This is a genomic window from Streptomyces sp. NPDC096193 (genome assembly GCF_040302905.1).
Lineage (GTDB): Bacteria > Actinomycetota > Actinomycetes > Streptomycetales > Streptomycetaceae > Streptomyces.
On record NZ_JBEOSJ010000004.1, the window covers coordinates 58,566 to 72,858 of the forward strand.

At 70.1% G+C, this 14,293-nt stretch carries 8 protein-coding genes and 1 pseudogene; 1 reads left to right on the forward strand and 8 read right to left on the reverse strand.

The genetic code is table 11. The annotated features are described in order from the left end of the window. Nucleotides 1-31: 31 nt before the first annotated feature. Nucleotides 32-4,876 (forward strand): DNA repair ATPase, encoded by a 4,845-nt coding sequence (locus ABTX78_RS08010; protein ID WP_352205949.1) that lies wholly within the window; start codon nt 32-34, stop codon nt 4,874-4,876. A 103-nt stretch (nt 4,877-4,979) separates the two neighbouring features. On the opposite strand, the gene ABTX78_RS08015 is transcribed toward ABTX78_RS08010, so the two are convergent. From ABTX78_RS08015 to ABTX78_RS08050, 8 genes and pseudogenes are all read right to left on the reverse strand, one after another. Then, a complete protein-coding gene (locus ABTX78_RS08015; protein ID WP_352205950.1) occupies nt 4,980-5,516 on the reverse strand; it encodes a cysteine hydrolase family protein in 537 nt (178 codons plus the stop codon). Between the two features lie 128 nt (nt 5,517-5,644). Then, nucleotides 5,645-5,875 carry a DUF5133 domain-containing protein gene (locus ABTX78_RS08020; protein WP_352205951.1) on the reverse strand — a complete coding sequence of 77 codons (231 nt, stop codon included), beginning with the start codon at nt 5,873-5,875 and terminating at the stop codon, nt 5,645-5,647. A gap of 292 nt (nt 5,876-6,167) precedes the next feature. Continuing rightward, nucleotides 6,168-8,447 carry a catalase gene (locus ABTX78_RS08025; protein WP_352205952.1) on the reverse strand — a complete coding sequence of 760 codons (2,280 nt, stop codon included), beginning with the start codon at nt 8,445-8,447 and terminating at the stop codon, nt 6,168-6,170. 577 nt (nt 8,448-9,024) lie between these two features. Continuing rightward, nucleotides 9,025-9,519, reverse strand: coding sequence for a hypothetical protein (locus tag ABTX78_RS08030; protein WP_352205953.1), 495 nt, complete (start codon nt 9,517-9,519; stop codon nt 9,025-9,027). Next, a pseudogene (locus ABTX78_RS08035) lies at nt 9,516-12,025 on the reverse strand (molybdopterin oxidoreductase family protein). The gene ABTX78_RS08030 and the pseudogene ABTX78_RS08035 overlap by 4 nt, the downstream one beginning before the upstream one ends. 105 nt (nt 12,026-12,130) lie before the next feature. Further along, complete coding sequence (locus ABTX78_RS08040; protein WP_352205954.1) at nt 12,131-12,457, reverse strand: plasmid stabilization protein; 327 nt, start codon at nt 12,455-12,457, stop codon at nt 12,131-12,133. A 202-nt stretch (nt 12,458-12,659) separates the two neighbouring features. Continuing rightward, on the reverse strand, nt 12,660-12,860 hold the full coding sequence (locus ABTX78_RS08045) for a hypothetical protein (protein ID WP_352205955.1): 201 nt from the start codon (nt 12,858-12,860) through the stop codon (nt 12,660-12,662). A 107-nt stretch (nt 12,861-12,967) separates the two neighbouring features. Continuing rightward, nucleotides 12,968-14,206: an FUSC family protein gene (locus tag ABTX78_RS08050; RefSeq protein ID WP_352205956.1), complete on the reverse strand. Its 1,239-nt coding sequence runs from the start codon at nt 14,204-14,206 to the stop codon at nt 12,968-12,970. Nucleotides 14,207-14,293: the final 87 nt, after the last annotated feature.

Below are 14,293 nucleotides of genomic sequence, written 5' to 3' on the forward strand. Positions count from 1 at the left end.
GTGCCACGCAACGAGACGAGGGAGCGGGACAGTGACAGGGACCGGTACAGGGAGCGCGCTGGACGCCGGTACGTACGAGGTGCTGCGCGACCGCCTCGCAGCACGGGCCGCCGAGCTGGCCCGGCGGGCCGACGCCCTCAACACCGCACGTGTGGAGGCTTTCGGCGGCTCTGAACTCGCCCTGACCGGCACCGAGCACATCCGTACCGAACACGGCGTCGTACTCCGCGACCTCGTGGCCGTCGGCGAGGTGCTGCTCGTCGGACACGAGGCTCCCGCGACCGATGCCCTCGGCCTCTACGACCGCGACCTGAACCGTCTTCCGGACGACGCGGTCCCCGGGCTGCTCGATGATCCCGCCTTCACACGTGAAGCGGGGCAACTGCACCGCTACTTCCAGGGTGCACGGCTCCTCCGGCTCCGCCGGGTGGAGGGCAAGCTGCTGGCCGTGTTCCGCACCGGCGAACAGGCCGACGACATCCGGGTGCTCCGCTGGTCCCTGTCCGCGACGGGCGAGGTGCGCTTCCTCGACGCCCGGGGCGAGCGCGACCACGTCCTCCCCGACCCCTACGACTTCGCGTGGACGCCGGCGACCCGCGACGACCACGTCCTCGGCCGCCACCCTCACATCGCCGTCGCGGGCGGCACGGTCTACGTCTCGACGGTCGGCGGGACACTCACCGTGAAGACCGAGGACGACACCGAGACCGATGAGGGCATCCACAGCGAGCCGGTCGACGAGCCGCTGCAGTCCCTGGCGGACGCAGAGGTGGCGTACGCGGCCATCGGCGATCTGCTCCTGCTGCGGGTCCGGCCCTACAAGGAGGAGGCCTGGCGGTATCTGGTCTTCCACACACTCACGAGGACCGTGGTCCGGCTGGACGGCATAGGCCGGTCCTGCCGCCGGCTCCCCGACGCCCAGGGCATCGTCTTCCCCGGCGGGTACTGTCTCGCCGCCGGCGGGGTCAAGACCTTCGACACCGACACCTCGGGCCTGGAGTTCGAGAGGGCCGTCCGCGCACCCAATGGTGAGGACGTGCTGTTCGCCTTCCACGCTCGGACGACGGGCCGCACCCTGCTGCTCTCGTACAACCTCATCGCAAAGGAGGTCGCCCCACCCCTCGCCTGCCGTGGCCATGCCCTCTTCGACGACGGGACCCTCACGGTCCTGCGCGGAGACTCCGACGAGCCCGCGCGGGTGCACCCGGTACAGACGTGGCGTACCCCGTACCTTTCCGACACGTCCACCGCGCCGGCGGACGGCGGAGCACTCACCCGCATCGGCAACGCCGACCTCGTACGCGGTATTTCGGACTGTCTCGCCGTTGCCCGGCAGGCCGCCGGGACGGCCGACACCGCCGAACTGTACGCAGCGTTGGTCGCCGCCTGCACCCGGGCCGCCGACCGCTACCACTGGCTCGGCGACCAGGAGGCCGGTGACCTCCGCAGTCCGCTGGACGAGGTACGGACCACGGCCGAGCAGGTGCTGGCGGAGTTCGCGTCCGTGCAGGCACTGACCACGCACGCGGCCGAAGCACTCGCGGAGGCGGCGGAGGACATCCGGCGCCTGGTGAGGCGGGTGCGTGGGGAGGCCCCCGCCACCGCCGAGGAGTGGATCGAGCGCATCACCGCCCTGCGCCGGGCGCAGGGCCGCCTGGTGACACTCAAGGAGATGCGGTACGCGGACACGGACGCCGTCGACACGCTCGCACAGGACGCGGAGGCACACATCGTCTCCACCGCACAGCGGGCCGTGGCCTTCCTTCACCACGATGACGCCTTCGCCGCCCACCACGCGGAAGTCGAGCGGCTCACCACGGCTGCCGAGGAGATCACCACCGCTGCCGGGGCCGCCCCGGTCACCGAGCGACTCGACGCCCAGGTTTTCGGCCTCCGGACGCTGACCGAGGTCGTTGCCGGCCTGGACATCGGCGACGCCACAGTGCGCACCGCCATCCTGGAACGGATCGCGGAGGTCATGGGCGGACTGAACCGGGCTCGCGCCACGCTCGCCGCCCGGCGCCGCGACCTCCTCGACCAGGAGGGACGGTCGGAGTTCGCCGCGGAGTTCGCGCTGCTCGCTCTGGCGGTCACCGGCGCGCTGGCCGCGGCGGACACCCCGGAGACATGCGACGACCAACTGGCCCGGCTGCTGCTCCAGTTGGACACGCTGGAGACACGCTTCGCCGACCACGACGCCTACCTCACCGCGATCGCCGACAAGCGCACCGAGGTCAACGACGCGCTCTCCGGCCGCAGGCAGACGCTCCAGGACGCCCGCGCCCGCCGCGCCGAGCGCCTCGCCGCATCGGCAGGGCGGGTCGTGGAGACGATCACCCGCCGGGCTGCGGGGCTGGACAGTCTCGACGCGGTCAACACCTGCTTCGCCTCCGACCCCCTGGCCACGAAAGTCCGCCGTATCGCCGCCGAACTGCGGGAACTGGGCGACCACGTGCGGGCGGAGGAGCTAGAGGGGCGGCTGAAGGCCGCTCGCCAGGAAGCCGGCCGGGCGCTGCGGGACCGCACCGAGCTTTTCACGGACGACGGCGAGACCATTCGCCTCGGCGCCCACCGGTTCGCCGTCAACACCCGCACTCCCGAACTGACCGTCGTACCGGGAGCGGACGGCGGAATGTCGTTCGCCCTGACGGGCACGGACTACCGCCGACCGGTCACCGATGCCGAGTTCGCCGAGACCACCGCCTTCTGGGACCAGCTCCTTCCCTCCGAGAACGCGGACGTTTACCGGGCGGAGTACCTCGCCGCGCGGCTGCTGGCCGAGCACGGAGCGGACGCTCTGGCGGAAGCGGATCTGGCGGCGCTCGTGCGGGAGGCAGCCGAGGCGTCCTACGACGAGGGGTACGAGCGCGGCGTCCACGACCACGACGCGGCGGCTGTCGTCAGCGCATTGCTGGCCCTGCGCGAGCAGGCCGGCCTCTTGCGCTACCCGGCCGCCGACCGTGCGGCGGCCCAGCTCTTCTGGGCCCACGGCACCACAGCGGAGACGAGAACGGCGTGGGCCGGTGAGGCCGCCTCGCTGGTACGGGCCAGGGAGACGTTCGGCCCGGTCCCGGCACTCGACGCTCTGCGTACCGAGCTGGCCCGGGCCGGATCACTGTCCGGCCGCGCCGCCGACTACCTGGTCGAGGAACTGGCGACCGGCGAGTCCTTCGCGACCGGTCCCGCGGCCCGCACCCTGCTCGACAAGTTCCGCCGGGCGGTGGGCTCGTCTCCGTACACCGAGGACGTGCGCACCCGGCTCGCCGACGGCGACCCGCTCTCCGCCCGACGGCTGGTGGAAGGCTGGCTCCTCTCGTACACCACGTCCTGCGGCGAGGACGTCTCCGCAGGCGACCTGGCCGAAGCCGTGGCCGTCGAGGTCTGCCCGGACCTGGATCGCTATGACCTGGAAGGGCCCCTTGCCACCCGGGTGGAGCCGCTGCTCGGCGCACACCCGAGGATCGAGCGCCGGGGGCTGAGCCTGCGGCTCGACGAATTCCTGGCCAGGACAGGTGACTTCGCCGAGCAGGTGGTACCCGGCTTCCGCGCGTACCAGCGGCACAGAAGCGCACTCGTCGCGGCTGAGCGCCGACGACTGCGCCTGGACGAGTTCCGGCCGCGCGTCATGTCCTCGTTCGTACGGGGCCGCCTCATCGACGAGGTGTATCTGCCGCTCGTCGGCGACAATCTCGCCAAGCAACTGGGCGCGGCCGGGGACGGCAAGCGGACGGATCAGCACGGTCTGCTGCTGCTCGTCTCGCCGCCCGGGTACGGCAAGACGACCCTCATGGAGTACGTCGCCGATCGCCTCGGCCTCCTCCTGGTCAAGGTCGACGGACCGGCCCTCGGGCACGGCGTCACCTCCCTCGACCCCGCGGAAGCACCGAGCGCCACCGCCCGCCAGGAGATCGAGAAGATCAACTTCGCGCTGGAGGCGGGCAACAACGTCCTGTTGTACCTCGACGACATCCAGCACACCTCAGCCGAGCTGCTGCAGAAGCTCATCCCTCTGTGCGACACCACCCGCACCCTGAACGGCCACGACCTGCGAGGCAAGCGCTTCGCCGTCTGCATGGCAGGAAACCCCTACACCGAGGGAGGACAACGCTTCGCCGTCCCCGACATGCTGGTCAATCGCGCCGATGTGTGGAACCTGGGTGACGTCCTGGCCGGCAAGCAGGACGCCTTCGCGTTCAGCTTCGTCGAGAACGCCCTCACCTCGAACCCGCACCTCGCGCCGCTGGCCGGACGCGACCGCACCGACCTGGAACTGCTGGTACGACTCGCCACCGGCGACCCGACGGCCCACCGTGACCGGATCACGCACGCCTACGCACGCGCCGAACTCGACCGGATCCTCGCGGTACTTGAGCATCTGATGACGGCCCGTGAGACGGTCCTCGCGGTCAACGAGTCGTACATCGCCTCCGCCGGCCAGAACGAGGCCACCCGCACGGACCCGCCCTTCTTGCTTCAGGGCTCGTACCGCAACATGAACAAGATCGCGGCACGCATCTCCCCGGCCATGAACGACGCGGAACTCGCCGCGGTGATCGATGACCACTACACCGCCGAGGCCCAGACCCTCACCACCGGAGCCGAGGCCAACCTGCTGAAGCTGGCCGCCCTGCGCGGGGACCTCACCGAGGACCAGGCCGACCGCTGGGCGGCGATCACCACGGCGTACACCCGGGCCCAGGCCCTTGGCAGCTCGGGCGACGACGCGGCCGGCCGGGCGGTCGCCGCTCTCGGCCTGCTGGCGGACCGAATCGCGGCGGTCGAGACGGCGATCACACGGGCGACGGATCCGCGCCAGGCGGAAAGCCGGACGCCTGCCCGACCTGCGGTCCGGGCGGAGGGCGCGGCGGGTCGCTGAGACGCCGGGCCGGTCCACTCCTGCCTGGACGCCTGCGAGATGGATCGGTCGGCAACGGTGATCGCGAGGGCGCCGCCCTGGGCCTCTCGCCCGGATCGCGGTCCTAGAAGGTGATGGAGTCTGCTTCGCGGATGTCCGCGCCCATGTTCCGCTCCATCATCGTCAGCGCCGCGTCGGCGAGGTCCGCATGAATGTGCGCCACCGCGTCAGCGGGGATCGTCACCCGCAGGTGCCGGATGTGCGCGTCCAGCGCCGAATACAGCACGCACTGCTCCGTGACCTGCCCGCACAGAACGATGCGCCCGACATCGAGCCGGCTCAGCAGATAGGCCAACGGAGTCTCGTAGAAGATCGAGTGCCGTGCCTTGACCACGAACAGTGAATCCTCGGTGGGCCGAAGGGGCTCGACCAGATCCGCGTGCGGGCCGGCCAGCGCCGTCTCCAGAATCTCGCCGTGGTGCGAGCGCCACTCACCGAAGTTGTCGTTGACGTAGATGACCGGGACGTCGCGCTCCCTGGCCCGCTCGATCAGCCGCACCATCGCAGGGACCGCCTTCTGCGCGGACGGTAGAAGCGTCCGCGCATCCGGATGGTCGTAGGTGTTGATCATGTCGATCACGACGACTGCCGTGTTACTCATGTCCTGCATGCTTCCACTCGCGCGGTGACCTCGCAGGTCACACACGTGCCGCGCTGGACGATCAGCAGTCCCCCGGGCCCGGTGGCGTCGCGCGGCGCAGGACCGGACGACGCCACCGGACCGGTGGATCAGCCGACATCGAGGAGCGGCTGCTCCTCGGGACGGGTTTCCGGAAGCCGGCGTCGGGCGGCGATCAAGGCGGCCTCGACATCGCGGGTTCCGGTGGACACGCACAGTGTGTAGGCCACGTCTTCCATCCGCCGCTGAACGTCCGGACTGCTCTTCTCCGCATGCAGCGCCCGCAGCGCCTCGTACTCCTCGACCAGATTCTGCAGCACCACCGGGTGAGCCATCAGCATGATGAGCGCCTCCTCCGCCACCAACACACCAATACCAGGGCAGCGAATACCCCCACCTGTCACCGACATGCGCACGCATCCGCCACAGTCACGGAGCAGGCGGCAGAGGGGGCCGAGCTCGTGGCCGGGCCTCCGTCCTCTGTTCCGGTCGAACCCGCAGACCCGGATCTGCGGTGATCCTGCCGCGGGATCTCGCCCTGCTGCCGTCGCTGACGCCCGCACCCGTCTCGCGCACCGCTCATCGGCGGGACCTCGGTTGCGAGGCCCCGCCGATGAGCCGGCTCGCGATCACTCAGCCGGCGGCCGGAAACCGCTCCCACACCCGGTGGGCGCCGAGCAGTCCAACGATCTCCTCCAGTACGTCGGCGCCCCGGTCACCCGTCACGACGCCCGGCGCGGAGGTGGGCACACCCGCCCGCTCCAGTTCCGCCACACCGCTCTGCCAACCGCCGATGGCCTTCCCGTGCCGGAACGCCTCCGCGAGCATCAGCGACACCCGCGGGTCTCCGCCGGCTCCATCGGTCGGGGCAGCGGTCCCGGCCTTCGCGTCACGTGCTCCGTACGCATCGGCGCCCCGGCCCGGCACGCCCGCCACCAGCAGAGCGTCGAATTCCACCGACCTGGCGGTGGCGTAGGTCCGCTGGACGGTGATCGGGTCCCCGTCCGCGTCGAGCACGCCTCCGGCCGGGGCGATCACCAGCGGTACCATCCCCCCTTCGAGGACGGCCCGGCGCACGGTGCGCACGCCGTCCAGGTCACCGGACGGGCCCGCGACGATGCCGATGATCCTGCCGTCCGTCGGCCAGACCTGACCCAGTTGGGACAGCGCCGGACTCGGCTCCGGGGAGGACAGCGGCTCCGTCGCCTTGGGGGCAGGAAGTCCGAGGCCGGTGGCGACCTGCTCGCACAACTCGGTGTCGATGTTGGCGAGCGCCCGCAGGGCCCTTTCCTTGATCGACTGCTCGTAACACTTCCCCAGCTCGAAGGTGTAGGCGGCGATGATGTGCTCGCGTTCGACCGGGGTCATGCTGAGCCAGAAGAGCCGTGGCTGGCTGAAGTGGTCGGCGAACGAGGCGGGCGCTTCCCGGACCTTGCTCGCTTCGGGGACCCGGACGGGCGTCTCGACGTATGCACCGTTGTCCGCGCCCGCCTGGAACGGGCAGCCGCCGTCGAGCGAGTTCGGCCGGTAGGGCGCGACGCCGCGGTGGACGGCCGTCTGGTGCATGCCGTCCCGCAGCATGTCGTTGACCGGGGCGTGGGTCCGGTTGATGGGCAGCTGCCCGAAGTTGGGCCCGCCGAGCCGGGTGATCTGGGTGTCCAGGTACGAGAAGAGCCGACCGGCCAGCAGCGGATCGTCGGTCACGTCGATACCCGGGACGAGGTGGCCCACGTGGAAGGCGACCTGCTCCGTCTCGGCGAAGAAGTTCGACGGATTGGCGTTGAGCGTGAGGAGTCCGACCGGCTGCACTGGCGCCAGTTCCTCCGGGACGATCTTCGTCGGGTCGAGCAGGTCGATGCCCTCGAACGTCTGGTCCGCTGTGTCCGGGAACGTCTGGATGCCCAGCTCCCACTGGGGGTACGCGCCCGCCTCGATCGCGTCCGCGAGGTCCCTGCGGTGGAAGTCCGGGTCCATGCCGTTGATGAGCTGGGCCTCCTCCCAGACGAGGGAGTGCACGCCGAGCTTCGGCTTCCAGTGAAACTTCACCAGGGTGGTCCCACCCTTGGCATCGACCAGCCGGAACGTGTGGACCCCGAAGCCCTCCATGGTCCGGTACGAACGCGGGATGCCGCGGTCGGACATGTTCCACAGCGTGTGGTGAGTCGCCTCGGTGTGCAGGCTGACGAAGTCCCAGAACGTGTCGTGCGCGCTCTGCGCCTGCGGGATCTCCCGGTCGGGGTGGGGCTTCCCGGCGTGGATGATGTCCGGGAATTTGATCGCGTCCTGGATGAAGAACACGGGGATGTTGTTGCCGACGAGGTCGAAGACTCCCTCCTCGGTGTAGAACTTCGTCGCGAAGCCGCGGGTGTCGCGCACGGTGTCCGCCGAACCGCGCGAACCGAGGACGGTGGAGAAACGCACGAACACCGGTGTCTCGACGTCCTTGGCGAGGAATGCCGCCTTGGTGACGCTCGCGGCCGTACCGTACGCCTGGAAAATGCCGTGTGCGGCCGCTCCCCGGGCGTGGACCACGCGCTCCGGAATGCGCTCGTGGTCGAAGTGGGTGATCTTCTCGCGCAGGTGGTGGTCCTGGATGAGGACCGGGCCGCGCGGGCCGGCCTTCAGGGAGTGATCGGTGTCGTACAGCCGCGCTCCCTGGGCGGTCGTCAGGTACGAACCGCCCTGCGCCATGTCCGCCTGGGTGGCATCGATGTCCTGACCGGTGGGGCTCATCGGTGTCGGGCCGCTCTGGTCGGGCTTGGGCGGCAGCGGGCCCTGCGGATCGGTCGGCTCGCCGACCGGGGGCGAGACGGGTGCCGGCTTGCCCGGGATGCCTTCCTCGGGGCCGCTGTGGGCGCCCAGAACATCGGCGGCCTTGTCGGCGGCGGCTTTCAGCGGGTTCTTCTCACTCATAACAGCTCCTAGCAGCAGGGTTACAGCGGCAGAGCACGGTCTGGCGGAAGCCTGCTGGTACCCGCAGGCCGTAGATCGAACCATGCCCTATCCCCCACGTCCGGGTTTATGACCATGGCGGCTGCGATCAGGTGAAGTGTGGCGGCGTCTCGATTCTCATCAGCACGGTGGTCAGCCTCGTGGGGACGGGTCTCCGGTCGGCGCGGTGTCCGGATCGCCGGAGCCCTGGTTCTGGGCATGCATGGAGACACTCGATTCCTTGCGCGCGCAATCGCTGCCAGGGAGTTGAGTCTCGTTGCGTTTTCCGGACGCACAGCGTGGCGCGTCCGGTGCGGCATGCCGCTCCCAGGACGTGCCTCCTGTCCGAAGCACGTTCTTCGCTTGCCCCGCCCCCGCCCCGCCGAAAACGGAGGCACCAGGATTCACCCGGCCGACCGACGCGATACCGCCCCGCCCGCGTCGACCGGCCGACCACGCGCGGTCCGCAACACCAAGACGCGGCGGCCTCACCCCGCGACACACGTTGCTGTGGAGGGGTTTCTGACTGCGGAGGGGTTCCTGCTTCGTACACGCGTGATCAGGCCGTCTCCGCGGCAACGGTGAGCAGTTGCGGCGAGAGGTTCTTGATCATCGTGTTCGTCCAGCGCATCTGGCGCAGGCTGCGGGAGTGGCACGCCGAGGCCAGGTCGAGGAGCGCTCCGTCCCGGAGTGCTTGCGCGGCCTGTGCCAGCATCTCCCAGTACAGCGAGTTCTCGGAGGCGCGCAGGTGCAGGTGTCCGAGCCCTTGCAGCAGGAGGGCTCCCTCGTCGCTGCCGGCGGGAGCAGTGATGTCGCTCAGGTCCCGAAGAGAGCCGGCGCTGACGTCGTGCCGTTCGCCCCGGCCGGTCACCCCGTACCGCCCACTCGCGTCGGCGACCGCCTCTGCGTTCTCCTGTGACCAGCGGGCGAGATCGCGTCCCACATGGACCACTTCGTGCTCGGCCGGGTGCCGTTCCACCATCGCCATGAGTTCGCGGGCCAGCGTGTCCTCGCCGAGGCGTAGCGCCCACAGAGTCTCTGCGACGCCGCTCATTCGGGGCCTCCCTGCGAGGGGGCGGGTTCGTGGCCCGCCGCCTGCCCGCCCGTCGACTGTGAGGCGTGGGCCCGTGGTCCTCCCGACGTGACGGCGACGGCTTTCGCTCCGGGCCCCGCCGGGGCAGAGGCGCCGACGGTCGGGGCCGGGGACTGTGCTCCTCCCCCGCGTTCGACGAGGCTGAGCGAGGCGGCCGCCGTCTTGAACAGCGGCTGCTTGGAGACGGGGTCCCAGTCGGTCACGGTCGTCTCGTTGGCGGCCCGTCCCGGGACTCCCTCATCGGGGCCGTGCCCGGAGGGCGTGTCCCAGTAGCCGTAGTGGAACGGTACGAAGAGCAGGCCCGCGCGGATCGAGGTGACCCGCAGTCTCCCCGTACGGTGCCGCGCGGGGTGGTGACGTCGACCAGGTCTCCTTCCGCGAGGCCGAGCGAAGCAGCGTCTTCGACAGCGGCTTCGACCCACACATCGGGTGCCGCTGCGTTCAGCTGGGGCGCGCGCCCGGTCTTCGTGCGGGTGTGGAAGTGGTAGATCGTCCGTCCCGTGGTCAGCTGGAACGGGTAGTCCTCGTTCGGCTCTTCGTGCGGCGGCAGATACTCGGCGGCCCGGATCATCGCCTTGCCGCCGGGGTTGTAGGAGCGGTAGTCCGTCCCGGCGTACGCGGCACCGGTCACGAGGTCCTTCCCGTACGTCTCGCAGACGTCGGGGGCGGCCCAGGTGATGCCGTCGGCGTAGAGCCGTTCCGTGCCGTCCGGAGCTTCAGCGGTGCAGGGCCACTGGATGCCGCTCGCGCCCCGCAGCTTGTCGTAGCTGAGGCCGGTGTAGTCGCACGGCCGGCCGGCGCTGCACCGCTTCCACGCCTCGAACGCCGACTCCGGGTCGTTCCAGCTGACGAGAGGGCCGCCGTCCTTGTCCCGGAAGTCCATGGCCGCCGCGTAAGCGAGGAAGATGTCCAGGTCGGGGCGGGCCTGGCCAGGTGGCTCCACGGCCTTCTCGGAGAGATGGACCGTACGGTCGGCATTGGTGAAGGTGCCGGTCTTCTCACCCCAGGTGGCGGCCGGCAGCACGACATCCGCGAGCTGTGCGGTCTCGGTGAGGAACAAGTCCTGCGACACGACGAACAGGCTTTCCCGTTCGAGAATCGCGCGGACCCGGGAGAGTTCGGGCAACGAGACGGCCGGATTCGTACCGCTGATCCACAGCATGCCCAGCCTGCCCTGCTCGGCGTGGCGGAACATCTGCATGGCATGGGTGGGCGGCGCGTAGTACGCGATCGCCTCCGGCTCCACGTTCCACACCCTCGCCAGGTCGGCCACGTGTTCGTCGTTCTGCCAGTTACGGAAGCCGGGCAGGTCGCCGTTGGCGCCGCACTCGCGGGTGTTCTGTGCGGTCGGCTGTCCGTTCATCTGCAGGACGCCGGCCCCGGGACGTCCCAGCATGCCGCGAAGAAGGTGGAGATTGTTCACCTGTACGGCAGCGGCACTGGCCTGGTGGGACTGGTAGACGCCCTGGAGGACCGTCGAGAGCAGCCGGTCGGCGCCGCCCAGAATCTCCGCGGCGGCGGCGATACGGCCTTCGGGCACGTCGCAGACGGCGGCGGCCCACCTCGGCGTGCAATCCCGTACTCCGTGGGCCAGCGCGTCGAAACCGACGGTGTGCGCTTCCACGAAGTCGTGATCGACGCGGTCGGTGCGGATGATCTCGTGCAACAGCGCATTGAGCAGCGCCACGTTGGTGCCCGGCCTGGGCGCCAGGTGGACCTCTGCGTTGCGGGCGACGGCCGTGGGCCGAGGATCCACACAGACCAGCCGGGGCGGGTCTGTCCCTTCCAGCCTGTCGAGGACGCGCATCCACTGGACCGGCTGGGTTTCGGCGATGTTGTGGCCGAACAGCGCGATGACATCGGCGTGGTCGATGTCGTCATAGCTGCCCGGCTGCCCGTCACTGCCGAACGACTCCTTCAGCGCTTCGGCGGCGGTGGCCGTGCACAGGCGGGTGTTGCCGTCGAGGTGGTTGGTGCCGATGCCCGCGCGGGCGAGCACCGCCAGCGTGTAGTACTCCTCGAGAAAGAGCTGGCCACTGGTGTAGAAGCCGATGGCACCCGGCCCGCGCCGGCTCAGCAGGCCTTTGGAGCGTTCCACCACACGGCTCATCGCGGTGGCCCAGTCGGTTTCCACGAGCCGGTCGCCCTCGCGCACGAGCGGTCGCCGCAGCCGGTCACCTGAGGCGTTGGCCTGCCATCCGAACAGGTCCTTGGGCCCGAGCCGGCCGCGGTTGACGCGGTCGCCGGCACGTCCGCGGACGCCGACGATGCTGCCGTCCCGGACGGCGATGTCCATGGCGTCGCCATCGGAGTGCAGCAGTGAGGCGCTGCGCACCCAGCGCTGCACCTCGCTTTCCTCGACCCCTGCGGCCAGGTGGACGTCCGCCCGGACCGGCCATGCGCCGTGACGGTCGTACGGGGTGCGACCGCCCCAGGGGTGCGCGATCCGGTCCACGGAAGCGTCCACGGTTCACCTCTCGTCGAACGCGCCCGTTCCGCCGCCGGCCCGGGCGCGTCGTGATGACGGCTCAGCGACATGTGCGCGAGGAGCACCTCCGCGATCGGCTCGCGTTCAGCGGCCGAGCGCCTTGCGCAGTTGCTGCTTGTTCATCGAGGAGCGGCCCTCGACGTTGCGCTTCTTGGCCTCCTCGTACAACTGGTCGCGCGTCGGGCCCTGCGAGCCACTGTGCGAGCGTTCACCGCCGCGCTGGGAGGCGGACTTGCTGTCGCGCGTGGAGGTCTTGCTCGCCGTCTTGGACTCGCCGGAGCGGGCCCGCTCCTTGTTCACCGTCCGGGCCGCGATCTCCTTGGCCCGCCCGGTGGAGGTTCCGCGCTTCTCTGCGCCCTCCTTGATGTGCTCGTACTGACGCTCCCGCTTGGGACTCGATCCAGCAGGCATGATGTCTGTCCTCCTGTGAGACGTGAGTGACCCGGCAGCACTGGCTTCTGGGCCGTTCGTATCGCTCTCAGCGTGGTGGCGGCGCACACGGCCCGCATCCGTACGAGGGCAGGAGGCTGACGGGCGGGCCGGCGGCCTGTACCGGGCGATGCGGAGACCGGAATGCTGCGTCACTCGACTTCCGGCGCTTACGGATGGCAGGTCACGGGTGAGCGGGGCGCTCCTCGGGCGGCGTACCGCCACCGGGGCCGCCACCCTTACTGCCGTCCTTGTCCGTCCCGTGGGCGTGCCCGCCGGGACCGGGCGAGGCCGAGGCCTGTCGGGCTTTGAGTTCGGCGCTGTCCTGGGGTGTTGCCCCGCCCTTGTCGTCGCGCCGCTGTTCGGGCTGCTGCGGGTTCGACATCGCTATCTCTCCCTGCGCGAGTTCGGTTCGCCCGCCGGATGCCCGTCGCGGTACGCATCAAACGCCGTTCCTGGTATCGGCGCTGCGTGCGCGCGTGCGGCGGAGCCTCACTTCTCCGCGTACTCCAGCAGGACGTCCGTGGTGTGCCGCAGCTCCTCCATCAGGCGGGTTGCCTCGACCACGAGCACACCGTAGGGGCGCGCCGGGTCCATCAGCGGAAGAGCCTGGCGTTCGGCCTCCTCGGCCACTTCGCGTCGGCAGCCTTCCGCCTGGTCGACGAGACCGTGCAGCTGCTTCGCCTGCCGGCCCAGAGCGTCTTCGTCGAGCTGCCCGAGGATGCGGGTGATCTCCGCGAGCGCGTTCAGGAAAGACCCGTATCGCTCCAGGAAGGGCCCATAGCTGTAGTCGTGCTCCTCCTGTTGCCACCGGTCCAGACTGCGAATCAGGGACGCCAGCTGATACAGGGCGCGCTCCAATGCCGCCAGGACGGCGGCGTACCCGTGAAAGGAGGACCGGGCGCGCGCCCGGTTCCGGCGGCGGCCGAAGAGGCGCAACGGGTTGTACAGCAGACTCTCCTCAGCGGTCCGCAAGTCCGTCCGGGCCCGGTCGATGCTGTCGCCGATGCCCTCGGCACGCAGGCGCCAGCGCGTCGTCTCCTCCCGTTCGGCCTCGCCGCGGTCGAGCACGGGCGCCATGTCATCCAGGAGATCGCTCATGGCGTCCGCCAGAAGGCGGATACCGTACTCGGCGCTGCGGTAGCGCAGGGGCGGCGCGATCGTGCTGTTGACGACGACCGCCACGCCGGATCCGAGGAGCACCAGCAAAATGATCTGTCCGACCTGAACGGCCGTGTCGCGCTCGTCGCCCGCCGTGGTGAAAGTGGCGAACGCGAAGAACGCCGCCGTGGCGACCTGGCTGCCCTGCGAACCGAGTGCGGGCCAACGGCCGATGGTCAGCGCGATCAGAGCCACCAGGACGAAGGTCAGCAGGTTCGGACCGGCGAGGAAGGCGAGCGCCGCCTGCACCAGTACGCCCGCCGTGACAGCTGCCACGTATCGCAGCGCCTGGGCGAGTGACCGATAGATGGTCACCTGCATGAGCAGGACGGCCGAGAACGGCGCGAACGCCGGGGAACTCGCGTGCAGGACGTCCTTCGCCAGCACCCACGCGACGGTGGCCGCCAGCGCGCTCTTACCGATCGTCAGCAGGACGTGCCGCTCTTCGCCGGCTCCGTCGCGGGCTCGCCGGAACCACTCGACGGAGCGCCGCAGCACGCTGCCCTCCGCCGCCACCACGGCCTCCGTCCGGCGGACCGCCGTGCGGTCGGTCGGCGTACCGGCTGTCACTTCACAACCTCTCGGGATCAGTGCTTCGCGGGCGCGTCATCCTCACTGCTTTCGACTCACTGCTTCGGCTCCTGCTTTCGGCTCACT